This window comes from Methylomicrobium lacus LW14 (assembly GCF_000527095.1).
Lineage (GTDB): Bacteria > Pseudomonadota > Gammaproteobacteria > Methylococcales > Methylomonadaceae > Methylomicrobium > Methylomicrobium lacus.
Genome location: NZ_AZUN01000001.1, coordinates 3,295,932 through 3,321,062 on the forward strand (window position 1 = coordinate 3,295,932; position 25,131 = coordinate 3,321,062).

18 protein-coding genes and 1 tRNA gene are annotated in these 25,131 nt (G+C 55.8%); 8 read left to right on the forward strand and 11 right to left on the reverse strand.

All coding sequences use genetic code 11. The features are described 5' to 3' along the window. Positions 1–3: 3 nt before the first annotated feature. The 5 genes from METLA_RS0115310 to METLA_RS0115335 all read right to left on the reverse strand — a co-directional run bounded on the left by METLA_RS0115310 (position 4) and on the right by METLA_RS0115335 (position 6,326). Entirely contained in the window at positions 4–609 is a 606-nt protein-coding gene (locus METLA_RS0115310; RefSeq protein WP_024299385.1) for a cytochrome c oxidase subunit 3, read from the reverse strand. Then, a complete protein-coding gene (gene ctaD / locus METLA_RS0115315) occupies positions 602–2,596 on the reverse strand; it encodes a cytochrome c oxidase subunit I (RefSeq protein WP_024299386.1) in 1,995 nt (664 codons plus the stop codon). Before ctaD ends, METLA_RS0115310 begins: the two co-directional genes overlap by 8 nt. Positions 2,597–2,607: 11 nt before the next feature. Further along, on the reverse strand, positions 2,608–3,624 hold the full coding sequence (locus tag METLA_RS0115320) for a cytochrome c oxidase subunit II (RefSeq protein ID WP_245598809.1): 1,017 nt from the start codon (positions 3,622–3,624) through the stop codon (positions 2,608–2,610). Between the two features lie 403 nt (positions 3,625–4,027). Beyond that, entirely contained in the window at positions 4,028–4,807 is a 780-nt protein-coding gene (locus METLA_RS0115325; protein ID WP_024299388.1) for a hypothetical protein, read from the reverse strand. 202 nt (positions 4,808–5,009) lie between these two features. Further along, complete coding sequence (locus METLA_RS0115335; protein WP_024299389.1) at positions 5,010–6,326, reverse strand: hypothetical protein; 1,317 nt, start codon at positions 6,324–6,326, stop codon at positions 5,010–5,012. Positions 6,327–7,225: 899 nt separating this feature from the next. On the opposite strand from METLA_RS0115335, the gene METLA_RS0115340 reads away from it, so the two are divergent. Continuing rightward, positions 7,226–7,483, forward strand: coding sequence for a hypothetical protein (locus tag METLA_RS0115340; RefSeq protein WP_051459787.1), 258 nt, complete (start codon positions 7,226–7,228; stop codon positions 7,481–7,483). 93 nt (positions 7,484–7,576) lie between these two features. Here METLA_RS0115340 and METLA_RS0115345 read toward each other — a convergent pair whose 3' ends face one another. Further along, a complete protein-coding gene (locus tag METLA_RS0115345) occupies positions 7,577–8,755 on the reverse strand; it encodes an acetyltransferase domain-containing protein (RefSeq protein WP_024299391.1) in 1,179 nt (392 codons plus the stop codon). 131 nt (positions 8,756–8,886) lie between these two features. Between METLA_RS0115345 and METLA_RS0115350 the strand changes: the two genes are divergently transcribed. Further along, positions 8,887–9,516 (forward strand): hypothetical protein, encoded by a 630-nt coding sequence (locus METLA_RS0115350; RefSeq protein ID WP_161635418.1) that lies wholly within the window; start codon positions 8,887–8,889, stop codon positions 9,514–9,516. Here METLA_RS0115350 and METLA_RS0115355 read toward each other — a convergent pair. Then, positions 9,497–10,255, reverse strand: a complete 759-nt coding sequence (locus METLA_RS0115355; RefSeq protein WP_029646709.1) for a class I SAM-dependent methyltransferase — start codon at positions 10,253–10,255, stop codon at positions 9,497–9,499. The two genes, METLA_RS0115350 and METLA_RS0115355, sit on opposite strands and share 20 nt — an antisense overlap. 429 nt (positions 10,256–10,684) lie before the next feature. Between METLA_RS0115355 and METLA_RS21500 the strand changes: the two genes are divergently transcribed. Then, positions 10,685–12,040, forward strand: coding sequence for a hypothetical protein (locus METLA_RS21500; RefSeq protein ID WP_152539455.1), 1,356 nt, complete (start codon positions 10,685–10,687; stop codon positions 12,038–12,040). A gap of 47 nt (positions 12,041–12,087) precedes the next feature. After that, entirely contained in the window at positions 12,088–12,939 is an 852-nt protein-coding gene (locus METLA_RS0115375) for a radical SAM protein (RefSeq protein WP_024299395.1), read from the forward strand. Here METLA_RS0115375 and METLA_RS0115380 read toward each other — a convergent pair. Beyond that, positions 12,929–15,055 (reverse strand): putative bifunctional diguanylate cyclase/phosphodiesterase, encoded by a 2,127-nt coding sequence (locus tag METLA_RS0115380; protein ID WP_024299396.1) that lies wholly within the window; start codon positions 15,053–15,055, stop codon positions 12,929–12,931. The two genes, METLA_RS0115375 and METLA_RS0115380, sit on opposite strands and share 11 nt — an antisense overlap. Continuing rightward, positions 15,048–18,506, reverse strand: a complete 3,459-nt coding sequence (locus METLA_RS21505; protein WP_024299397.1) for a PAS domain S-box protein — start codon at positions 18,504–18,506, stop codon at positions 15,048–15,050. Before METLA_RS21505 ends, METLA_RS0115380 begins: the two co-directional genes overlap by 8 nt. A 386-nt stretch (positions 18,507–18,892) precedes the next feature. Between METLA_RS21505 and METLA_RS0115390 the strand changes: the two genes are divergently transcribed. The 4 genes from METLA_RS0115390 to clpX all read left to right on the forward strand — a co-directional run bounded on the left by METLA_RS0115390 (position 18,893) and on the right by clpX (position 22,385). Continuing rightward, positions 18,893–18,977: transfer RNA gene (locus METLA_RS0115390), tRNA-Leu, on the forward strand. Positions 18,978–19,075: 98 nt separating this feature from the next. After that, on the forward strand, positions 19,076–20,377 hold the full coding sequence (tig, locus tag METLA_RS0115395; RefSeq protein ID WP_024299398.1) for a trigger factor: 1,302 nt from the start codon (positions 19,076–19,078) through the stop codon (positions 20,375–20,377). Positions 20,378–20,383: 6 nt separating this feature from the next. Beyond that, positions 20,384–21,016, forward strand: coding sequence for an ATP-dependent Clp endopeptidase proteolytic subunit ClpP (clpP, locus tag METLA_RS0115400; RefSeq protein ID WP_024299399.1), 633 nt, complete (start codon positions 20,384–20,386; stop codon positions 21,014–21,016). 94 nt (positions 21,017–21,110) lie between these two features. Continuing rightward, complete coding sequence (clpX, locus tag METLA_RS0115405) at positions 21,111–22,385, forward strand: ATP-dependent Clp protease ATP-binding subunit ClpX (RefSeq protein ID WP_024299400.1); 1,275 nt, start codon at positions 21,111–21,113, stop codon at positions 22,383–22,385. Between the two features lie 102 nt (positions 22,386–22,487). Here clpX and lysS read toward each other — a convergent pair whose 3' ends face one another. After that, on the reverse strand, positions 22,488–23,984 hold the full coding sequence (gene lysS, locus METLA_RS0115410; RefSeq protein WP_024299401.1) for a lysine--tRNA ligase: 1,497 nt from the start codon (positions 23,982–23,984) through the stop codon (positions 22,488–22,490). A 33-nt stretch (positions 23,985–24,017) separates the two neighbouring features. Continuing rightward, positions 24,018–25,116 (reverse strand): peptide chain release factor 2 gene (gene prfB / locus METLA_RS20995; protein ID WP_152539456.1). Its coding sequence is split into 2 segments (ribosomal slippage): positions 24,018–25,040 and positions 25,042–25,116, totalling 1,098 coding nucleotides; the frame shifts between segments, so codons are not numbered across the junction. Positions 25,117–25,131 lie beyond the last annotated feature (15 nt).

Below are 25,131 nucleotides of genomic sequence, written 5' to 3' on the forward strand. Positions count from 1 at the left end.
ATATCAGGTCGAGTCCAGATAGGGAAACAGATACAGGGTGGAAAATACGAACAACCACACCACATCGACAAAATGCCAATACAAGCCGCCGATCGTGACAGCGGCATAGCGTCGGTGATCGAAATAACCGAGCGCAATCCAGATCAGCAAGATCATTAGAATAAAGAGGCCCACAAGCACGTGCAGCATGTGAAATCCGGTAATCGTGAAATACAACGAGCCATACAGATTCGTTGTCATATCAAAAGATTTCTTTTGCCATTCGTTGAGCTGAATCAGCACGAAACCCATGCCGAGCATCAATGCAATCGCCATCGACGCCAGACTCCAACGGGGCCGGCCGGAGGCTAGGCAGCGCTCGCACACCCAAACGAATAAACTGCTGGTGAGTAATATGCCGGTGTTGAGGCCTGGCATCCACAAAAGAGGCGGCCCTTCAGGCGGCCAGTATTGTTCGGTTTGCGACGCCAGATAGAAATAGGTGAACAAGAGGTAGCCGAACAGCGAACCTTCGGTGACGATCAGCGTCCACATGCCCCACCAGCCGCCGGATCGCTTGCCCGCGCTGCCCACCGGCAAGAGTTTGTCCAGTTGCACTCTTTCAGCCATGAAATCCTCCCTCGGCGCGCTTGCCGCTCGTTACGCGCTGCAGCAGGCTTTTTCTAGGCCACAGCCAGACCACCAGCGACAGGCCGGACGCCAGGAGCATCAGTATCGTGAACTGCCGCCAATCCAGCAGCAAACCGGTAAATACCAAGGCGCTAAACAGGCCCAGAAAAAACGGCGCATAGGAATCGTCAGGCATTTTGAGAATGATGTCCGGTTTGGCGTCGAGCGGTGTCGTGCCGATCGTTTCCCGGCCTTCCATCAGTAAATAGCCTTCCTTCAGACGGGTTCGGCTTTCACCTTCAGCCAGTCTGTCCTCCCATAGCGGATGCCGACTCGCGACCAACGGAATGACCGCAAAATTATAGGCCGGCGGCGGCGAAGAGGTCGCCCATTCCAGGGTCGGAGCGTCCCAGGGATTTGCCGATGCGACAGCGCCGCGCCGCAGACTCACTGCAACGTTTACCAGAAAGATCAAAATGCCGGCCGCAAAAATGAACGACCCGATCGAGGTCACGAGGTTGACCGTGTTCCAGCCCATATTCGGTGCATAGGTATAGATCCGCCGCGGCATGCCGAGGAGTCCTGCCAGATGCATCGGGAAAAAGCCCAGATTAAAACCGATGAACATGACCCAGAAGCTCCACTTGCCCAGGGTTTCATTCATCATGCGGCCAAAGAATTTGGGAAACCAGTAATAGATGCCGCCCACGACCGGAAAGACATTGATGCCGATCAACACGTAGTGCAAATGCGCGACGACGAAATAAGTTTCGTTCAGTTGAAAATCGAGCGGCACCGCCGCGGTCATCACGCCGGAAAGACCGCCGATCACGAAGAGCAGCACAAAACCGGCAAAAAACAGGAACGGCGTGTTGAAAACCGGACGCCCGAGCCAGATCGTTGCGATCCAGGCAAAGACGGCGACCGCGCTCGGAATCGAAATCACCATACTGGTCGCGCCAAAAAACGACATCGCCAGCGTCGGCAAACCGGCAGCGAACAAATGATGAATCCAGACGCCGAAACCGAGCAGCATGGTCGCCATCGTCGACAGCGCCACCGCGGAGTAGCCGACCAGCGGGCGCCGGCAAAAGGTCGGCAGCGCGTCCGAAACGATGCCCATGGCCGGAAGCACGACCGCATACACCCACGGATGGCCGAACATCCAGAACAGATGCTGCCAGAGCATCGGTTTGCCGCCGTTGATCACGTCGAAAAAATGCGTGCCTGCATGGCGGTCCAGCCACAACAGAAAAAAGGCAAGACTGACCGAGGGCACCGCAAAGATATTGGCGACCGACGCGGTCAGCGTTCCCCACACGAGTATCGGCACCCTATCGATCGACATGCCTGGCGCGCGCATCCGGAACAACGTAACGACAAAATTGATCGAGCCGACGGTCGTCGAAATGCCCAACAGGACCATGCCGAGCGCATACACGTCGATATTGGGTCCGGGGTTGTACTCCAATCCCGCGAACGGTACGTAGTTGAACCAGCCTGCATTCGGCCCCTGTCCCAAGGGAAAGCTTGAATAAAGAAAAATGCCGGAAAACAGGAATATCCAATAAGAGAGTGCATTCAGGCGCGGAAAAGCCATATCGCGCGAGCCCAGCATCAAGGGCCATAGGTAATTGGAAAACCCCGACAAGACCGGCAGCGAGTACAGAAAAATCATCGTCACGCCATGCATCGTGAACAGTTGATTGTATTGATCCGGGGTCAGCAGGGTCTGATCCGGACGCGCGAGCTGCAGCCGCATGATCAGCGCCTCAATGCCGCCCATCAACAAAAAAATAAACGCCGTGCCGAGATAGCGCAGCCCGATTTCTTTGTGATCGACCGTCGACAACCAGCCGCGCCAGCCGGGCGCCGACTCCCAAAGTTCGGCGAGGTGCCTTTCGGCGGGCGAGCCGGCCGGCGCGCAACCGATGTCGGGCATGCGTTCGAGTCTCTGATCGGACGGCTTTGGCGCAACATCGGACATGGTCGGCGCTCCTAGTTTAGGGTCGATAAAAATGCAGATAGCGCGGCAATCTCGCCAGGCGATAGCGCAAAGCTGGGCATGCGCGCTCCCGGTTTGAGATCCTGAGCATGGGTAATCCATTTGATCCGGTTTTCGGGACTATTGGCCAATAGTCCCGCTGCGATCAGGCGGCGCGTTGTCAGGTGTGTCAAATCGGGCGCATGCGCGCCCGCGGCCCCGATGCCCCGGATCGAATGGCAACCGGAGCAATGCGCCATAAAAAATTCTTTGCCTGTATTTACCTCAAGCGCTGAAGACGGTTCGGCGTCTCTTCTCTGTTCGTCCTGCCATTTTCGAAAGTCGGCCGGATTTTGCGCGACGACCTCGAATCCCATATGCGCATGTTGCAGGCCGCAATACTGCGTGCATTGTCCGCGATAGATTCCTTCGACATCGGCTTCGAGCCACTGCCGATTGACCAAGCCGGGAATCATCTGCGTTTTTCCGGCTAACAGCGGCGCCCAAAAGGCATGAATGACATCCGCGCTTTTTAATTTGATCAGAACGGGCTCGCCGACAGGGATGTGAATCTCGTTGGCAGTCGCAAAGTAGCGGGCTGCGTCGTTTTCTTCATACTCAACTTTCCACCACCAGTCGTAGCCGGTGACCGTCAGCGTCAGTGCCGGCGTGCGCGTTGGATTGGCGATCGTGTTTAAGGTGATCAGTACATAGATAACGAGCGCGAACAAGATGCACGAAGAGACGCCCGTCCCAATATAAATCCATGCCATGCCCTGATTCTCCGGGCCGATTGCCTGGGGATCTTCAACAGTCCGTTTGCGGAGCAAGGCGACGGTCAGCAGCAACGTGATGATCAGGAAGACCGCTGCCACGACAGTCGTCAAAACCCATCCCAAAACCATCGTAGGCGACGAAGCGGGGCCTGCGCTGTGCAAAAAATAATTCAGCGGCGCGGCAGTGTCCTTTGCCAGAGCGATTGGGCTCGAAACGATCGCCAGAACACCTGCGAAAAAAACGTACCTGATCACGGCGCAATATACGCATCCGGCCCCGAAACGGTTCATTGGCGTCGATCCGAAGGTTGAGAAATTAGGCTGTTTTGCATAAAACTCTCTTTTATGTCAATGGATGCCTATAACTGACTCCCCTCCAGCGCAACAATCGATCAGCCTGATTGCAGTCGTGCTCAGCGCCGCTGGCCGTAGTCGTCACCTTTTGCGGGCAACTCGCAATGGGATCGCTTTTTCCCAAGGATATCTTGCTACCCAAAACCCAATACGCTGGGGTAAACTTTCAGCCAATTAGAAAACACACTCATGGGATAGTTCAGGCCGAGACCGGATTAATTAGCTGCAACAGATTGGAAAATCCTGCAAGCAAGCTTACATTGCTATCCATCCGACCGCATACATCATCACGTGTAGGCGATTATCAGTTCTGCGATCCGCTTTTTGTTTCGGAGTAAAACCACATCTGATAAACGCTGACCAGGATTTGCATGCCCATCGAGAGGCCCATCAACGCGCCACTGGCTACGACCACGTAGGCAAAAGCGGGAAAGGCTTTGGTGACGAACCACGACATTACGTCCAACAGCATCGCGGCAAAAGGAATGACGACCGCGATTCTTTTTATGATCACGTTCATGTCGCAAAGCAGGAATATCTTGCCGATGAAATACAGGATGAAGGCGATGCCGAACAGATGGATATGCGAAACCCGGATCAGAAAAGGCAGCGTCGCGCCGCCGGCATGGGCGACTTGCGCGACGACCGCGTAATGGGTCAAATCAGGCAATGACGGATTGACAGCCGGCGTGTGGCATTTGATGCAGTCGCGGTTTAGGATCGGCGCGATGCGTTCGTTATATTCCGCTTCCTCGGCGCCATTTTGTATCCATTGCAGTATCACATCCTTATCGTTTTTATATTTCAAGTTCGGTTCCATGATGCCCTTGATCGCCGAGCCCAAGCGGGTCTGGTCGTGCGAACCGTGATAATTAATCATCACGTCGTCAATCGATAAGCCGGCCTTGCCGTCGCGTCCCTGATGCGTGTAATACATATTCGCGAGCGCGACCAGGTAACCGATTCCAATGGTCAGCAAAAAAGCGGTATTCAGAATTCTTTCGCTGACCGAAATATCTCTGAAACGTCGATAAGCCCCGGTGCGCCGGTCACTTTCGGTTCGATTAATATAAGATTCTGCCATGATGAGCCTCGATGTGACGGATGTGCGGATAAATAAGTTTTTATGCGAGCTGCGCCATTGGCTGTTTCATGGTCGATGGTCGAGAAAAGCCCGGCGTAGGGATTTTTTCAGATGACTATCTGAAAAAATTATGGGTAATAAAAAAGGCGGCTCGTTCCGACGTCAAAAACCTGTTGACGTCGGATATGGGCGAAAAGTAGGTTTAGAAAATCAGCCAGCCGTTCAAGAATAACGTGTTATTGCTGCTCGCGTTTCTGCCCGAGCCGTCATAGTTGTACTGGGCGCCGTCAAATTTGGTGTAACCCGTGTATTGCAAGGCGAAACGCAAGTTCAGCCAAGGCGAGAGAGTCGAGTCGGATTTACCGAAAGGGACATAATCCAGTTCGGCGATGAAACCTTCGCTATTCGGTTTCATCGCTGTGTTGCTCGCATAAAGCAGCGTATCGTGTGAGCCGGTGGTTCTGAAGTAGCCCAGATTGACGCTGTAGGTTTGATCGTAGGTATAGGAGGCATTCGAATGCAGGGAAAACAACCGATTGTTCATATTCGCGGCGTTTCCTCCGGCCAAAAAGCCAGAACCAAGCTTTTGATCCTCCCGGATGTAAGAGGCTTTATATTCGAAGATATGCTTGCTGGAACCCAAAAATTGATAGTTCGCATCGACACCCAAGTCCGAATATTCGTTTAGACCCAAAGAATGATCGCGGCCCGGAACGATATTGGCACGCAAACCGAAGGTTCCCAGGGAGAAATAATGGCCGCCGAGCTGATGTTGCAGGGCGATCCGCCAGTAGGGGGCGCCGCCGTCGATTTTATCCGCGGCCGCCGATTCCGCGATGCCGACATTGCGCTGAAACTGGGTCGAAAACGAAGCATAGGCGCCGGCTTCCAGATAGAGCAGATTGTTCCACATCATATAAGCCGTCGCGCCGCCCGAATTTTGCGCCAGACCGCCTTCGATCAGTGTCGATGCGCCGGGTGTGTTGGTCAGCTCGGATGACGCGTAAGGGTAGCCCCACACCGGGGTGGTGTTCCATAAGTCCTGGGTGGTCGGACTGTTGTTGAAGGATAAGCCGTAAACAAAGTCCTGATCGCCGAGTTTCACTTTATCGGACAAACGGATATCGGTGTTGTCAAGCTCCAGAATATCTTCAATGCCGTTATAGGTTAACTGGACAAAGGCGCCCAACTTGGAATACACCTTGCCCGCATAAAACAGGCTGGCTTCATCGAAAGAGGCGTTATTGTTGGTATGATGGCCGGGGGGGGCTTCCGGCAGCTTATTGTCGAGATGCGTGAAAGAGCCGACCACCATCGCGCTGATCGGCGGCAGTTTCGAGTTGGCATCGGAGCCGGTACTCATCGTATAGCCGTTCAGCTTGAAATCGCGCCCCATCGGGGTCAGATTCGGGCCGAATGATTGGGTATGACAACCCGAGCACGATATTCCGGTTTGACGCGCGAAACTGGGTACCGCCTGTGCTTCATGTATCGAGAATGTCAATGCCGTTGATAGCATCAATAATCCCGTCAAAAAATAAGATTTCGCCCTGACGAAATCAGGTCTTCTACCAGGCAATACGGATAGCCCAACCATAAAATCTCCCATTCAATTCATCCTGTCTACAAGAACGATAAAGTTTCGCGAAAGCAGCAAATTGAAAATCATGACAATGGTCATCGGCGCAAAAATGCTCGGCGGGTTGCCAAAATCTTAATCCCAAAGATCGCAAAGTGATGCGGCACAATTTGTCGTGCCTTTGCTGCATGCTCCATAGCCGGCTGATTACCTCGATCGCCACAGCCAAGTCGGTCTATTCGGCAACCCGGCAATAAGTTTTATGCTGGATCGAGAGAGGGACCGACCGGAGGGCGCAAAGCCGCTTCGGTGAACAAACCACAATTCATGCCAACTTTTTCCTGCGCTCTGAAATTAGCATAAACCCTTGTTAATAGACCTTTACCTTATAAATAAAAAGGGATTTATAAATGGAGAGGGGGCGAGATTCCGGTTCATATGCGCCGGGATGGGGGAAATAAACCCATTGCGGCAGCGAGCGTAAGAATAAATTCGTAGCGTGGTTTTGAGTTCAAACTATATAAAAGCGGCTATAAAAAGGGCAGCCGGAAGAGACGTAAATACGACATTGGCGGAAAAGTAAAGAGGCCAATAAATTTGGGGTATAACCACCAACTTGATAGGGTTTTTCAACCATTAACCCTACATGCTCTTACCAAAAATTAAATGGATGATTTTCATAAAATATGATTATTTTCAAATAAATATAAAATGAAAAATCTTATGGCGCGATTAATGTATGTCCTGATTGTCGGGAAAATGTTTTCGACATCCACGACAAAATCGATGGCCCAATTTGGGTTCGATTCGCATTATCTTGCATTATTCAGGAGTCATTTATGTTAAAGATCATTGGCACAATATTCATGGCTACCGCCATCTCCTTTTCCTCATTTGCCGCAACGGATCAGGCGGCTGCAAAACACGAGGAAGCCGCCAAAGCCCATGAGGAAGTTGCACAGCACCACAAAGCGGCTGCCACACAACACAAGGCCGGTAAACATGAAGAAGCGAAGAAGCATGCTGAGAATGCCAGCAAAGCTTCAGAAGCCGCACACATGAAAACCCAGGAAGCCGCCGAGCATTCCGCCAAATAAACTAAGAAACGCCCCTTCCTCCTGGCAGCGCATTGTCGTTGCTGGGGGGGCTTTTTTAGAAATGCCAGACTTGCTGGAGATCATGCTTAGCGATTACAAATAGCTCAACCAGGCAACATGCCGGTAGCGTTGTTTAATCCGCACAAAGACAAGGCAGAAAGGATACAGCAGCACGAGTACCGCCAGCCAGATACCATAGACCACCGGCAAATCGTAGCCGTATTCGGGCGCAGGCACTGCCGGAAAAGGATGCGCGGCGGTACCGGCAAACAGCCAGGCGACCGGCAGTCCTCTGAGATGGGTCACGGCCAGCGCCGCGCCGTGGATCAGGTAAATATGCAGCAGATAGAAAAATAACGGTGCCTTGCCGACAGTCAACAAGGGTTGCCGGATGAGGCGCAGCGGGCGGCTCTCGAACAGCGCCAGTCCGATAAACATCAGGCCCAGCATCATCAGCAAATACAGCAACGAGGGCGGGTATTTTTGAAAGTTCACTATCGAAAACAGCGTGAACAGCCCGTTTTTTTGCGGTGCCCAAGGGTGAGGGTCGCCGTACAGATTGCCAAGGCGCAGCAGCAAAAACAGCGCGATGCCAAACAGCCCCAGCCAGAACAGGATCGTTTGCCGGTTTGGCTCGAGAAACACGGGGCCCAGGCAATATCCCGCGGCCATCACGCCGATCCAGGGAATCAGCGGGTAGAATAAATTCAAGACATGGCCGGGCCAATACTCGATCGTGCCCGGCTGATGCAGGAAAATCCACAGCCAGCCTGAAAGCTCGCGGTTATCGGCAGGGATGCCGTCGAATGCATTATGGCCGGCGATCAGCAGCACGGCAAAACCCGCAATCGCCCTCCGCGGCAGCAAGACCAGAACGGCCAGCGCGAGCATCGACCAGCCCAGCGCCCAGATCACCTGGCCGATCGCATAACTGTAATCCCAATTGAATGTCCAGCCGAAACGCACCAGCGTCAATTCCAAGACGACCAGCCACAGCCCGCGGCTGGCGAGATAAACAGAGAGCTGTCCTGGCATCAGGTTTTTGCGGTGGGTGGACAAAAACGCGCCGGCGCCGGCCAATAACATGAACGTCGGCGCGCAGAGGTGAGTGATCCAGCGCGTCAGAAAATAGGCGGCGCTGGTCTGGCTTAGATCGACCGGATCAAACGGCGCATTCGAGAAATAATCGCGGGTATGATCCAATGCCATCAACACCATCACAAATCCGCGCATCATGTCGATCGATTCCAGGCGGCGTATCGTGGGACTCATTCGGTGGACCTTCAAGCAATGTTGCGAATAACTGGCTGAAGACTCGTAATCATACGAATATTCAGCGCCGAATTAATCTGATATGTTACCAAAGTTTAATTAATTTGGAGCTCTAAACTATGCATAAAATAATGATTTTTAGTATTATTTTATTGGCTCTGGTCGCCTTGTCCGCATGGGGAATCCTGTCGGCTGCCACGCCCGAGGAATTGGAGGGAAGGATCGTCGAACTGGAATCCCAGTTGGTTCAGATGAAAGAAAAAGTCAGCGCGTTGGAATCGAAATATCATTTCGAAGCGCCTATTCTCGTCGACGCAAACGACCAGATCGTCGGCACCGTCGTGCGCGAACAAGTCGATAGAATCAACCTGCTCAGCACGCAAGGCTATGCTTTTTCGGTCGATCATGCAGGCAAAATCACGCCTAAAGTGATCCGCTATGCGAATCCGATCTGCGACGGTGAACAATATATCGCCAAGCAAGATGATGCTGTGATGCCGAACGGCCAGGAAAACAGCGCGATGCCCGGCGAAGTGTTCACCTCGGGCGGCAACACCCTGACCGCAAGCGATGACCTGTATTACGTGCCTTTCACTAGCAAGGAAACGAAAATTTTAGAAAGCTATTATAAGGCCCCATCATCCTGTAGTTTTGGCGGCGAGGTGACCGTCTATCCGGTCTCTCTGAACGATCCCGCTGTCACCGATGTGGAGCGTATCGATTATGCCCTGCCGCTGCATATTACGGTGCCGCAGCAATAAGCGAGGATTTAGTCGCGCTGATCAACGCATTGACGCCGTCCCGATAATGCAGGCTGACGTTTTGAAAGCCGATCTCGGTCATGGCGTCCAGCGCAGGCCGAAGACGCATGATGTGCTCCTCGGATTCATCGCTGAACAGATGCACGATCCACTGTTCCAGAAGGTCGGGGCGGTTGATTTCGGTAAATACCCGGAAATAGCCCTTGACCTCTTCCTGGGTATTTTTGAGATGCTCCGCCGCATCGTCGACCGAATAACGGTCGCCGTTCACGAACAGGCCGCCCGGTTTGAGCACGCGCAGCGCTTCCTCCAGCACCCGCCGGCGGTAGCCGTGCAGAAAATTATGCACTGTATAGGCGCTGGCGACGATGTCAACCGAGGCGTCCGGAATTTCCCGCAAATGCGATAGCGCATCGTTTTCGATCAGTCGCAGCCGCTTCGCCGCCAGCGCCGCGGCCAAATTTTGTCTCGCCTGCGACAGCATCGCGGGGGCATTATCGACGCTTTCGATCAGCGCATCCTCGCGGCTCGCCAACAGGCCGGCGGTAGTGATGCCGGTGCCGCAGCCGATTTCGAGCAGATGCAATTGTTCCAGGGGGTAGGGAGGCGCCCAGTCGCCGACAAATTGGCCGACGCGCCGGCTCAACTCCGCCGCGGCCGGACAAATCCGCGTCAGCATCTCGTATTCCTCCGCAATCGGGCCTTCAAATAGATGCTCTGCGTGATGTTCTGAAATCATGGTTTTAACGGGGCTCGGCTTGCAAGGATTATAAAATGACAGAAATCTACTTCGTGCCGGGCGGTTTGTCAAATAAGGGTGGCCGCGTGTCGTAGTTGCCGCGGTATCGGCGCGGGCTTTGTACCGAAGAAAACGGCTAAATCATTGATGTATTGCATAAATGTATGGTATACAAGGAGGATTGACCACGCTTAAGGGGTTGCCGATGAGATGATGAATATACATTACGATCGCTTAATTAAGTACAATAATCGAAAAGCGGATCGGCAGGTTGCACCCAGGGGCAGAGAGTTCTTGCGCAATCCTTTCGCTATAAATCGATGTGTAGGGTATTGAAGAATAAAAAATAAATACCCCAATCCGCTACACATGAACACTCGTTAAACTGAGGAAATAGTTATGCAAGAATACTTACCCATCATAAAAACCATGCTATTAGAGTGGGCGCAACTGACGCTTGCCAATCCGGCGTATGCGGCCGCCTTGGTCGCCGCGACCGTTTTGCTGGCGATGATTGTTGGCAGCATCAAGAGCATTCCCATCAAAAGAAAGGCGGCCGCCAGCGAAAAGGCGCGCGTTGAACTGGCGAATGAGCTGGCACAGTCGCAACAACTTGCAGCCGGTCTGCAAGAGCGGCTTGCACAGCGCAATCAGCAGATTGCGGGCACGATGCAAGCATTGACCACGGGTTTTGAGTTGGGCGAACAGGCATTGCCTGCCGGCGAAGACTCGGAAGCCGACGCATTGTGGCAGCAGCATGACCGGGTGCTTGCTCAACTGGCCGGCCGTTTACGTTCAGAGCAGCAGGCCAAGGCCGAATTGCAGCAATCCTATCAGGCGGAAATCGGCAAGCGCGTTGAAAAGGAAGCGGTGGCCGACGCCTTGCAAAATACGCTGGCCGAGAAAACCCGGCAGATAGCCGGCCTGGAGCAGCAGAGCGCCGAAATTCTCGAAAAACATGCCGCCCAATCGGCGCGGCTCGCGGAACTGGAGCAGCAAAGCCTGGAATGGCAGAAGACCAGACAACAAGTGGAATTGCTTGAGGCCAAGCTGATCGCGAAAGAAGCCGAGTTTAGCCAGTTGCAAATCCGGGCAGAAGCCCAAAAGGCGGCCGAATTGATCCCGCCGCCTGTCCAGACAGAGCCGCTTGCGGAAGCCGCATCCATCCCTCTGCCTTTCCCTGCCGAGACCGTTGCGGCAGCCGAGTTAATCCAGCCCGAAATCCGGGCAGAAGCCCCTAAGGCAGTCGAGTTAGTCCAGCCCCCCATGCAGGCGAAAACCGAGCAGGTGATTGAGCCAACAGCGCCAGCCGTTGCGGTTGCGGAGACGATCCAGGCGCAGGGTAGCTCACAAACGATAGTACTGCCCGATTGGGAATACGAGCCGGCAGTCGCTGCCGCGCCTGAGGTAAAAGCGCAGCCGGCGAGCGGGTCGGGCGGCGTAGCCGGCAAATTCAAAAACCTGTTCGGCAGGTCCAAAGCGGAGCCCGTTGCGGCCGCGGCGCCGGCAAGCGAGGCCGCTCCCGTTCCTGTCGAAGCGAACATTCAGCCCGAGACGGCGGCTCAGGCGCAGTCATCGGCCGGATTCTCCGAAAGCCAGATCGGCAAAATCAAGAGCCTGTTTGGCAAGCCCAAGCAGGATGCGCCTGCCAAAGAAGAAGTGAAGACGGTCGAAGCGCCGGCGGCCGTCTCTGTGTCTGAACCCGCGGATGCCGGCGAGGCTTCGGCAGAAACAGCCAAAAAGCCGTTTGGAAAAATCAAAAATTTGTTCAGTTCGGCCAAATGATATTCAGTTTCATGACAGGCCTTGTTCGTAGCAAACCTGCTTAATCGATGTCCTCACCGCTCACCGTTACCGATCACAGCCGGGATAGCGCCGGATTGACCTATATCTATCCGGTATTGTCCCGGCGCGCGGGCGGTTTATCGATCGGCATCAATTTCAACACGAACAACGCCTGCAACTGGCAGTGTATCTATTGTCAGGTGCCGGATTTGACTATCGGCGCCGCGCCGGAACTGGATTTCGGCTTGCTCGAAGCCGAATTGCGCGGTTTTCTGAGGCAGGTGCAGTCGGGCGATTTCTACCGGCGTTTTGCGGTGCCCGAGGACCAGCGGGTGATCAAGGATATTGCCATTTCGGGCAACGGCGAGCCGACCAGCGTGCCGCGCTTTGCCGAAGCGGTCGAACTGATCGGCAACATCGCGGCCGCCGTAGGCGTGTTGCCTGGCAGCCGCTTTGTGTTGATCACGAACGGCAGCCTGGTGCATCAGCCCAAGGTTCAGGAAGGTCTGAAAATGCTGAATCGGTTCGGCGGCGAGGTCTGGTTCAAGCTGGACAGCGCGACCGCAGAGGGCCGGCGGCTGATCAACAAGGCCGGGCAAAGTATCGATGCGAGCCTGAATAACCTGATCCTGGCAGCACGCTGTTGCCGGACCAAGGTGCAAGTCTGTCTGCTCGATATCGATAGTCAGGGATTCGTCGAGCCGGAAAGGCGGGCGTTGCTGGACGCGCTGACGATCGCCAAGCAAAAAGGCGGCGTGCGCGAAGTCATGCTTTATACCTTAGCCCGTCCCTCCTTGCAGCCCGAAGCGGGGCGGCTCGGCAAAATGCCGGAGCCTGTGATGCGGGCGTTTGCGGACGATCTTCGCCAGTTGGGTTTCGAGGTCTCGGTCAGTCTGTAAGGCTTGTCCCGACCGCCGTGCCGGCTTGCCGCGGATGGCTTGCCGGGTGCAGGAATAATTTTTCCACGTCCTCCGGCGTCAGCGCTTTGGCAAAATAGTAACCCTGGCCATACTGGCATCCCCAGGCCAGAAGGCGCTCGGCTTGTTCGGCGGTTTCGATGCCTTCGGCCACGACCTCTTTTCCCAACTCGCCCGCCAATGACAGAATCGCCCGCACGATCGCGCTCTTTTCGCTGGCCGTATCGGTAATCGGCTGCACAAAGCTGCGGTCGATTTTGACCACATCAATCGGCGGGTGGTGCAGCATGTTCAGTGAGGAGTAGCCGGTGCCGAAATCATCGAGGTGCAATTGCACGCCTAGCGCGTCGAGTTCGGCGAGGATGCGCGCCGCCGTCGCGTGATCGGCGATCACTTCCTCCGAAACTTCCAGGCACAGGCAGCGCGCTTCGAGCCCGCTTGACGCCAGCGCACGCGTGACCAGATCCTGTAGCGAGGGATACAGAAACTGTGATTGCGATAGATTCACCGCGACCGTCAGCGCGGCGTTCGCGGTCTGTTTTTGCCAAGCCTTAAGCTGCCGGCAGGATTCTTTCAAGACCCATTCGCTGATCCTGGCCAGCAGGCCGGTTTCCTCGGCCAGCGCCAGAAAATCGGCGGGCGCGAGCAGGCCGCGTTCGGGATGCTGCCAGCGCAGCAAGGTCTCAAAGCCGTGCAGACCACCGCTGGCGAGTGACACGATCGGTTGGTAATACAGTTGAAATTCCTTGCGTTCGACCGCGCGGCGCAGGTCGGTTTCCAATTGCAATAACTGCAAGGCGCGCTGATGCAGCGCCGTATCGAACACGCTGAAACGTCCGCGTCCCTCCGACTTGGCCTGATTCAGCGCCGCATCGGCATCGCGCAATATCTCTTCCGGCCGTTCGTAGCGCGGCGCGTTCAAGGCGATGCCGATGCTGGCCGAAGTAAACACGTCCACGTCATCGACGGTAATCGCTTTAGCCATTTTTTTCAAGATACGATGCGCCACATGGATCGCGTCCAATATATCATTGATGCAACTGAGCAGAATCACAAATTCATCGCCGCCCAAGCGGGCCAGGGTGTCCTCGCCGCGCAAGTGCTCGCCGAGGCGCTGGGCCGCGGTGATCAGCACCTGGTCGCCGAACAGATGGCCGAGGCTGTCGTTGATGATCTTGAAGCGGTCCAGGTCGATGTAGAGCACCGCAAAGCGGTATTCGGGATGCCTTTTGGCCAGCTCGAAGGCGATCGCCAGCCGGTCCGCAAACAGAGCCCGGTTCGGCAGCCCGGTCAAAGGATCATGGGCGGCGAGGTGGCGCAGTTTTTCTTCCACGGATTTGCGCGCGGTGATATCGCGGAAAATGATCACGACGCCGGTCACGTTGTCGTCATCATCGCGGATCGGCGCGGCGCTATCGTCGACAGGAATATCCCTACCTTCCCGGGTGATCAACACGGTATCGGGCTCCAGTTCGATGATCAAATTGTCATCCAGTACCCGTTCGACCAGGCTGTCCACGCCGTTACGCGTCTTCATGTCGACGAGGCGCAGCACTTCCGTAAACGGCCGGCCCCGCGCCTCGGCTTGCGGCCAGCCGGTCAGGACTTCCGCTACCCGGTTCATAAAGGTGATCCCGCCGTCCATATCGGTCGCGATGACGCCGTCGCCGATACTCATCAGCGTGGTGGACAGCCAGCGCTCCATTTGTTTGAGTCGGAATTCGGAGCGGTGCCGGTATAGGGCGATGTCGACCGCGATCTGCAATTCGCGTTCCTCGAACGGTTTCAGCACATAGCCGTAGGGTTCGGTGATTTTCGCTCGGCTCAGCGTGGCTTCGTCGGAGTGGGCGGTCAGAAAAACGACCGGCAGGCGGTCGCGCCGGCGGATTTCTTCGGCCGCGGCGATGCCGTCCATGTCGCCGTTCAAGTGGATGTCCATCAAGACCAGATCCGGCCGCAGCACCGACACCTGTTCCAGCGCCACTTCCGCCGAGGTTACAAACAGCGGCACATCGTAGCCCAGCTTGATCAACGTCCTTTGAATGTCCTGGGCAATGATGACTTCATCCTCGACCACCATGATACGCACGTTAGACATGATTATTCTTCTTCTTGGGGATAAAAATTGAAAAAACGGCGCTCGGCCGGCGCTGAACCGTCAAGCGGCCATTGAGTTGCAGTACGAAAGATTGCACCAGGTGCAGGCCCATCGATAACGGCCGTTCGATGTCCACATTGTCCGGAATGCCCAGGCCGTTGTCGCCGACTTCCAGGGTCAGGCCGCCGCCCTCCGCGGCGGACATCGTCACCCACAAGGCGGCGGGCGAGGCATTGCCGGGGGCCGGAAAAGCGTGTTTGATGCTGTTCGCGACCAGTTCGCTGATGATCAGGCCTAAAGGCACGGCCTGGTCAATTTCGAGCGTGATCGCCGGGATGTCGATCCTGACCGAAATCAGGGAAGGCGCCTGGGCATGGGAGCGGCGGATATAACTGACCAGACTGGCGATATATTCCGCGACATTGATGCTGGACAGTCCGCTGGACTGATAGAGTTGTTCGTGCACCAGCGCCATCGAGCGCACCCGACGCTGGCTGTCCAAAAACAAATCGCGGGCGGTGGGATCGCTGAGCGTGTCGGCCTGAAGCCGCAGCAGGCTCGCAATCACCTGCAGATTATTTTTGACGCGGTGATGGATTTCCTTCAGCAAGACATCTTTTTCATGCAGGGACGCGGCGATGCGGGTCTCGTTCAGTTTACGCCGGGTGATGTCGCGGGCTATCGCATAGATCGTGCCGCCAGGGGCCGGCTGCGAGGTCCAGCCGAACCATTTGTAGGTGCCGTCTTTACAGCGGTAGCGGTTCTCATAGCGGACGGTCGGCGACCCCTGCGCGAGCTTTTGCATTTCCGCCAGGGTGGAGTCTATATCTTCCGGATGCACGAACTCCAGGATCGGCCGGCTGGTCAATTCCGAGCGCGTATAGCCCAGCGTGGTTTCGAAGGAAGGATTCAGGCGGTGGAAATAGCCATCGGTGCCGACGATGCAAATCATGTCCACCGACATATTGAAAAAGCGCTCGATTTCGGCTTCGGCGCGCTGGCGTTCGGTCAGCTCGCTTTTCAGCAGCGCATTGGCGATTTCGAGTTCCTGGGTGCGGAGCGCGACCCTGAGTTCCAGTTGCGCGTTCAGCGTCAGGATTTTCTCTTCGGTCTGTTTGCGCTCGGTGATATCGCGGGTGACTTTGGCAAAACCGCGCAAGCGCCCGGTCGAATCGCGCAGCGCGGTCAAAATCACGCTGGCCCAGTAACGGGAACCGTCCTTTCTAACCCGCAAGCCTTCTTCCTCAAACCGGCCATAGTCGGTCGCGGCCGCGAGTTCGCTGTCGGGCTTCCGGGCTTCGACGTCTTCTTCGGTATAAAAACGCGACAGATGCTGGCCGATGATTTCGTTGGCCTCGTAGCCGGAGATGCGTTTCGCGCCGACATTCCAGCTGACCACCCGGCCTTCGGTGTCGAGCATGAAAATCGCGTAGTCCTGCACCCCTTCGACCAACAGGCGGAGCCGCTCCTCGCTTTCACGGGAAGCGGCCTCGGCGCGCTTGCGCGCGGTGATGTCGACGATGGCCGCGAGTACGAACGGGCCTTCGTCGGTTTTGAGCGGGTTCAGGCCGATCTCGACGGGAAACTCCGAGCCGTCCTTGTGCAGGCCATAAAGGTCGCGCCCGCCGCTCATCAGGCGGGACTCCGGATGATCAAAGAAGCTTCTGCGCTGCAAGGGGTGTAATGCCCGGAAGCGTTCGGGTAGCAAAATCTCGACCGTCAGGCCGAGCAATTCGTTGCGTTCATAGCCGAATAACATCTCGGTCTGGGTATTGACCAATGCAATTTCGCCCTCGGCGTTGACCATGATGATCGCGGTGGGCGCCGATTCAATCGCCGCGCGAAACCGCGCTTCGAGCCGTTTGCGGTCGTGAATGCTGCGGCTGACGGTGGCCCAGCCGGTGATCGCGCCGTTTGCATCGCGCAGGTTGAAAACGTTATAGAGCATCCAGATCGCTGCGCCGGTCTTAAAATGCCGGAAACGAATTTCGACTTCGGCGTGGCCTTCCTGCATCACCCGCGGAAAAAACTGATCGGTGATGAACGCCTGATCCTCGGGAAAGAAATAATCCTGGACTCGCACTCTCTGGGCATCGGCAAGGCTTTCGTGGCCGACCAGGCGCATCCCGGCCGGGTTCACATAGAAGGGCTTGAAATTCTGGTCGCACATGCCGATGAATTCAACGCTGCCGTCGGCGAGCGCGACGAAGCGGCTGCGGTCTTCCTCGGTTCGCTTGCGCTCGGTGATATCGACGAGGGTGATCAGCAGCATGTCGCCTTCACAGGTTGTCAGCGGCCTTAGATCCATCTCGACGGGAAACTCCGAGCCGTCTTGACGCACGCAGGACAGTTCGTATTCCGACCGGGTCGTCTGTGTCCGCAGGACGGCGGCGAAGGCGTCTTGAAGCCAGGCGCGGCTGCCGCATTGCCGAAGCTTGAGTCGCGTCTCGACAGCAAGGCCGAGCAACTGACCGGACGTAAAATCAAACAAGGTATCGGCCCGCCGGTTTGCCAGCCTGATGCGGCCGTCCAGATCGGTCATCAGCACGCCGTTCGGGGAGGCGTCGACGAGCAGACGGAAACGCTCCTCGCTTGCGCGCAACGCGGCAAAGGTGGCCTCGCGCCCGGCGTTGGCCCGGTTCAGCAGGCTGGCGGTCCAGTAGATCAGGCCGCTGAAGACCACGATATGAAACGTGGTAAACAGGGCCCAGCCAAAATCGGCGCCATAGAAGCCGGCGTGCAGGCCCGCCAGTTGCAGCCAGCCGACCGCGAACGGAAATAACACGGCCGCCGGCAGCAGTCGCCGGGCCATCATGCTGCCGGCCAGCGGAGAGGTCAGGCGGGATAGGAAGGGTTCCGGCCGCGCCGCCAACATCCCCAAAGCCAGAATGAACAGCAGCGCCGCGCTATGCAGCGCAATGGAGGCATACGGTTCGATCTGATAAAGCGCGGAGACGCCGTAAGCATAGCCCACGAGGGCGAGCAGACAAACCAACAAGACCTGCAAGGTCAGGAGGGGCACAAGACAGGCTATTTTGGCATCCAGCGACATCAGCGCGATGCCTGTCAGCAGCAGACAGAAGGCAGTGCTCGGGGCCGGGCGTCCCGGATAAAGTCCGCCGTCGGTCAATGCCGAGTCATGGAAAAGCCACAGGTCGAGGCCAAAATTGATAGCGGTCTCATATTCGAGCAGGACGAGGCCGCCGATCAGTGCGACCCCTGCCGAGCAGACCAAGCCGATTCTTCGCCGAAGCGCGCCGCCATCCTGCCGATGCAGCAGCCGCAGCGCGGCGCCGGCCAACAACAGGCTCGTTGCCGTTAACGGCTTCATCGCCGCCCAGTCGGGCGAAATTTCCTTTAACGCCGACACATCCCAAATCCAGCCGCCAAGCACCAGCAGGCTGGACAGCACCACCAGGCCGGCGGCGCAGGCTGCAAATCCAGCGGGCACTGTAACAGTATAAATGGCAGGGCGGCTGGAAGGATACGGCATGATTCGAATGGCGGTTGGCTGAAAGCGGCCGTTTTAAAAGCAATGGATCGGTTTTGGTTTGGGGTCGACACAGTATAATGGATAACTAAGAATTTTCTAATAAACCGCAAATGCGCCGGCAAAAGCCGGAAATAGGGGGCGGCAGACGATAGGCGAGGCAGGCAAAATGTTTCTGCTGAGAGCCTTATTGATGCAAATGTCCTTCCGGAATCCGTGCTTTCGTCCGTATTTTACGGGATGGTTTGAGCGAATTCGTTGCCGCGCTCCTGCCGAAGCCACATTCGCCGCGAATATAATTCGCTATGGCCGGCATTATCGGTTACAATTGTGTGTTCATTTTACGTGCGAATGTGGCGGAACTGGTAGACGCGCTGGATTTAGGTTCCAGTAGGGTAGCCTGTGAGAGTTCGAGTCTCTCCATTCGCACCATTAATTCAATAAGAAGCAGCCGTTCCAGGCTGACTTTTCCGTTCTTAAGCCGCAAGGCGCTCTAAAATTCGTATTCCAAAACAAGTTGAGGTAAAGAAATGCAGGTTTCTGTCGAAAAGACATCAGAATTAAGCAGAAAAATGGTTGTAAGCGTGCCTGAAGACGTCGTTCAGCAGAAAGTCGCGGAGCGCTTAAAGTCATTATCTAAGAATGTTAAAATTGATGGTTTTCGGCCCGGCAAGGCGCCACAGCAAGTGATCAACAAACTGTACGGCGAGCGGGTACGCGGCGAAGTGACCGGCGATCTGATCCAAAGCACTTATTTTGAAGCCCTGACCAAAGAGCAGCTCAGACCGGCCGGCTATCCGAACATTCATTCAGCCGACGATAGCGAAGGTTTCAAATACACCGCCGAATTCGAGGTGTACCCCGAGATTTCGCTGGACGGCGTCAACGGCATGGAAGTCAAGCGTCCGGTTGCCGAAGTGAGCGAAAGCGATGTCGATGCGATGATCGACAAACTGCGCACACGGCAAAAAACCTGGCAAACGGTCGAGCGCGCATCCCAGGCGCAGGACCGCATCACGATCAGCTTTTCCGGCAGCGTCGACGGCGAAAACTTTACCGACGGTAAGGTCGAGGATTACCCGGTCGAGATCGGCGCAGGCCAAATGATTCCAGGCTTTGAAGACAGCCTGATCGGCCTGGCCGCAGGCGCGCAAAAAACGTTTACCACGAGCTTCCCGGAAAACTACGGCAAGGACACGCTGGCAGGCAAGGCGGCCGAATTCGAAGTCGAAGTGGTCAAGGTCGAAGAGTCGGTGTTGCCGGAAGTCGATGCGGACTTCATCAAGAAGCATGGCATCGAGGACGGCGACGTGGCGGCTTTCCGCGACGATATTCGCAACACGATGGAACGCCAGCTGGCGCAAGCCCTGGCTGCCCGCCTGAAAAATTCGGTGATGGATGCGCTGTACGGCGCGGTTACGGTCACGGTTCCGAATGCGCTGGTTGACAGCGAAATCGAAAATCTGGTCGCGCCTTACAAGGAAAACGCGAAGAAAAGAAAGGTCAAATTCGAAGAGCTGGATCTGCCGAAAGATCTGTTCGAAGAACAAGCCAAGCGCCGCGTCGCGGTCGGCCTGATTCTGGCCGAAGTGATCGACAAGGGCGAAATCAAGCTGGACAATGACCGCGTCCGCAGCACGATCGAAGAGATGTCGCAAAACTATGAGCGTCCTCAGGATGTGATCAACTGGTATTACGCGGACGAGAAAAGACTGGATGAAGTCAAGAACATGGTGCTGGAAGATCAGGCCGTGGACTGGCTCGTCGCCAAGGCCAAGATTCAGGACGAAGCCCTGAGCTTTTACGATTTGATGGACAATCAAGCACGGTAACACAGCATGTTCAAGCAACAGATGATTAATCCGGCGATGACGATAGAAGCGGCGGGCGGCCTGGTGCCTATCGTCGTCGAGCAGACCGCGCGCGGCGAGCGTTCTTTCGACATTTATTCCCGCCTCTTGAAGGAGCGCGTGATTTTTCTGGTCGGCCAGGTCGAAGACTACATGGCCAATCTGGTTGTCGCGCAGCTGTTGTTTCTGGAATCGGAAAACCCGGACAAGGACATTCATCTGTATATCAACTCGCCCGGCGGTTCGGTGACCGCCGGCATGTCGATCTATGACACGATGCAGTTTATCAAGCCCGACGTCAGCACGATGTGCATCGGCCAGGCCGCCAGCATGGGCGCCTTGCTGTTGACCGGCGGCGCGCAAGGCAAGCGCTATTGCCTGCCGCATTCGAGGATGATGATCCATCAGCCGCTGGGCGGCTTTCAGGGGCAGGCGTCGGATATCGCGATCCATGCGCAGGAGATTCTGTCCGTGCGCGACAAGCTGAATAAAATCATGGCCCTGCACACCGGCCAGCCGATCGAAAAGATTCAGGTCGATACCGATCGGGATAATTTCATGAACGCCGAGGAAGCGGTCAATTATGGTTTGATCGACAAGGTCTTGACGAGCCGGATATAAAACCATAGAAATTTGTTTTTTTTCCGAAAGTTTCGGGATATTCTTTGCTTAATGCAAATAGTCCTTACACTTTTGGATAATTTCGGGTACCGATATGAGTAATGACAAAAAGGGCAAAGACGAGGACAAACTGCTGTATTGTTCTTTTTGCGGAAAGAGTCAGCACGAAGTCCGCAAGCTGATTGCGGGTCCTTCCGTGTATGTCTGCGACGAATGCGTCGAGCTTTGCAACGACATCATCAAGGATGAATTGCAGGAAGAGACTTCTGCTTTTAAGAATGGCCAGCTGCCGAAGCCGAAAGAGATCAAGAAAGAACTCGACGCTTATGTGATCGGCCAGGATCGTGCGAAAAAGATCCTCGCGGTCGCGGTGTACAATCACTACAAGCGGCTTCGGAATAAAAACAAAAAAGACGGCGTCGAACTCGGCAAAAGCAATATATTGCTGATCGGTCCGACCGGTTCGGGCAAGACTTTGCTCGCCGAAACCCTGGCCCGCCTGCTCGATGTGCCGTTCACGATCGCCGATGCGACCACATTGACCGAAGCCGGTTATGTCGGCGAGGACGTCGAAAACATCATCCTGAAAATCTTGCAGAAATGCGATTACGACGTCGAAAAGGCCGAAACCGGCATCGTCTATATCGATGAAATCGACAAGATTTCGCGCAAATCGGACAATCCGTCGATCACCCGCGACGTGTCGGGCGAAGGCGTGCAGCAGGCGCTGTTGAAGCTGATCGAAGGCACGGTTGCCTCGGTGCCGCCGCAAGGCGGCCGCAAGCATCCGCAGCAGGAATTTTTGCAGGTCAACACCGCGAACATCCTGTTCATCGTCGGCGGCGCGTTCGCAGGCCTCGATCGGGTGATCAAGGCGCGCTCCGAAAAGGGCGGCATCGGCTTCTCGGCTGAAGTCAAATCGAAGGACGACAAGAAAAATGTTGGCGAGCTGTTTTCCCAGGTCGAAGCCGAGGATTTGATCAAATACGGCCTGATTCCCGAATTCGTCGGCCGCTTGCCGGTCGTCGCGACGCTCGAGGAGCTCGACGAAGACGCCTTGGTGCAAATCTTGACCGAGCCAAAGAATGCCTTGGTCAAACAATATCAGCACCTGTTCGAGATGGAAGGCGCCGAACTCGAATTCCGCAACGATTCGCTGCGTGCGATTGCGCGCAAATCGATGGAGCGTAAGACCGGCGCGCGCGGACTTAGGACGATCGTCGAAAATGTGCTGCTGAATACGATGTACGATCTGCCTTCGGAAGAAGACATCTGCAAGGTCGTGATCGACGAAAACGTGATTCGCGGCGAATCCGAACCGATCCTGGTTTACAACTCGGATCTCAAAAAGGCTTCCTCGGAAGTCTGAACAAAAAAAGGAGCCGTAAAGGCTCCTTTTTTTATGCCCGCCGTAGGGTGCGCACTGCGCACCTTCTCTAGCCTGGTAAAGGAAAGGTGCGCGATGCGCGCCCTACTGCTTCGCGCGCAGGTGCGGGAACAGCAGCACATCCCGAATCGACGGCGCATCCGCAAACAGCATCACTAATCTATCGATGCCGATGCCTTCGCCCGCAGTCGGTGGCATGCCATGTTCGAGCGCGACGATGTAATCCGCGTCGAAATGCATCGCCTCGTCATCGCCAGCTTCCTTATCCTCGACCTGCTTTTGAAAGCGCGCGGCCTGATCTTCGGCATCGTTCAGCTCGGTAAAGCCGTTCGCGATTTCGCGCCCGCCGACGAAGAATTCGAAGCGGTCGGTAATGAAAGGGTCCTGGTCGTTACGGCGCGCCAAGGGCGACACTTCGACCGGATAGGCGGTAATGAAGGTCGGATTCATCAGCCGGCTTTCGACCGTTTTTTCGAAGATCTCGATCTGCAATTTGCCGAGGCCGTAACCGTCCTTGACCGGCAGGTTCAGTTTCTTGCAGACCGCGATCGCGCCGTCGCGGTTGTCGATGTCGGATGCGGTCAGCTCGGGGTTGAAGCGCAGGATCGATTCGAACACGCTCATCCGTTCGAACGGCTTGCCGAAATCGTACTCTTCGCCTTGGTAAGTGATCACCGTCTGGCCGACGACCTCCTCGGCGAGGCCGCGCAGCATTTCTTCGGTCAGATCCATCAGGTCGCCGTATTCGGCATAGGCCTGATAGAATTCGAGCATCGTGAATTCCGGATTATGCCGGGTCGACAGCCCTTCGTTGCGGAAGTTGCGGTTGATTTCGAAGACCCGCTCGAAGCCGCCGACGACCAGGCGTTTCAGGTACAGCTCCGGCGCAATCCTGAGGAACAGCTGCATGTCCAGCGCATTGTGATGGGTCACGAACGGCCGCGCGGTCGCGCCGCCCGGAATCGCCTGCATCATCGGTGTTTCGACTTCGAGGAAGTCGCGCTTGATCAAAAATTCGCGGATATAGGCGACGACGCGCGAGCGCAGCAAGAAGGTCTTGCGCGACGACTCGCTCATGATCAGATCCAGATAACGCTGGCGGTATTTGATTTCCTGGTCGGCGATACCGTGAAATTTTTCCGGCAAAGGGCGCAGCGATTTGGTTAACAGGCGGATGTCATCGATCTTGACGCTGAGTTCGCCCGCATTGGTCTTGAACAGCACGCCTTCCGCGCCGACGATGTCGCCGATGTCCCATTTCTTGAACTGCTCGTTGTAGAAATCGCCCGGCAGTGCATCGCGGGTCACATACAACTGGATTTGACCGGACATGTCCTGAATATGGCAAAAACTTGCCTTGCCCATGATCCGCCGGGTCATGATCCGGCCCGCGACTTTCACGCGCAGCGGGCTTGCTTCGAGTTCTTCCTTCGATTTTTCGCCGTATTCGGCCAGCACTTCGCCGGCCACCACATTGCGCCGAAAATCGGTCGGAAACGCGATGCCGCTTTCGCGCAGCGCGCTCAATTTGGCGCGGCGCAGCCGAATCAGTTCCTGTTCATCTTGTTCAATTTCTGACATTTTCTACTATTTTCTCAAGCGTGGAATTTCAATTTACAAACCGCTCTTCAGGCTCGCTTCGATAAACATGTCGAGCCCGCCATCGAGCACCGCCTGCGGATTGCCGGTTTCGACGCCGGTGCGGAGATCCTTGATGCGCGATTGATCGAGCACATAGGAGCGGATCTGGCTGCCCCAGCCGATGTCCGACTTGCTGTCTTCGAGCGCCTGTTGGGTTTCGCTGCGCTTCATCATTTCGAGTTCGTACAGCTTGGCCTTCAGTTGCTTCATCGCGGTGTCTTTGTTCTTATGCTGCGAGCGGTCGCTCTGGCATTGCACGACGGTGCCGGTCGGGTTGTGCGTGATCCGCACCGCCGATTCAGTTCGGTTGATGTGCTGGCCGCCGGCGCCCGAAGCGCGGTAAACGTCGATGCGCAGGTCGGCCGGATTGATCTCGATCGCGATATTGTCGTCGACTTCCGGAGAGACGAAGACCGAAGCAAACGAGGTGTGGCGGCGGTTACCGGAGTCGAACGGAGACTTCCGCACCAGTCGGTGCACGCCGGTTTCGGTGCGCAGCCAGCCGAATGCATATTCGCCTTCGAACTTGATCGTCGCGCTCTTGATGCCGGCCACATCGCCCGGCGATTCTTCGATCAGCTCGACCTTGAAGCCTTTGCTTTCGCCCCAGCGCAGATACATCCGCTCGATTATCGACGCCCAGTCCTGCGCCTCGGTGCCGCCGGAACCGGACTGAATGTCCAAAAACGCATTGTTCGCGTCCATTTCGCCGGAGAACATGCGCCTGAATTCCAGTTTGGCGACCTGACTCTCCAGGTGCTCCAGGTCGCTCGCGACCGTGTCGACCGTATCGGCATCGCCTTCTTCGACCGCCAGCGCGAGCAATTCTTCGGCGTCGCTGAGGCCGGAGTCCATTTCGTTGATCGTATTGACGACCAACTCGAGCTGGCCGCGCTCCTTGCCGAGGCCCTGTGCCAGTTCCGGGTTATCCCAGATCTTCGGGTTTTCGAGTTCTCTCAGGACTTCGACGAGGCGTTCGCTCTTGATGTCGAAGTCAAAGATACCCCCTAAGCGACTCGGTGCGCTCTCTGAGGTCGGCGATTTTATATTTGATCGGATTGATTTCTTGCATGGGCTGAAACAGAAA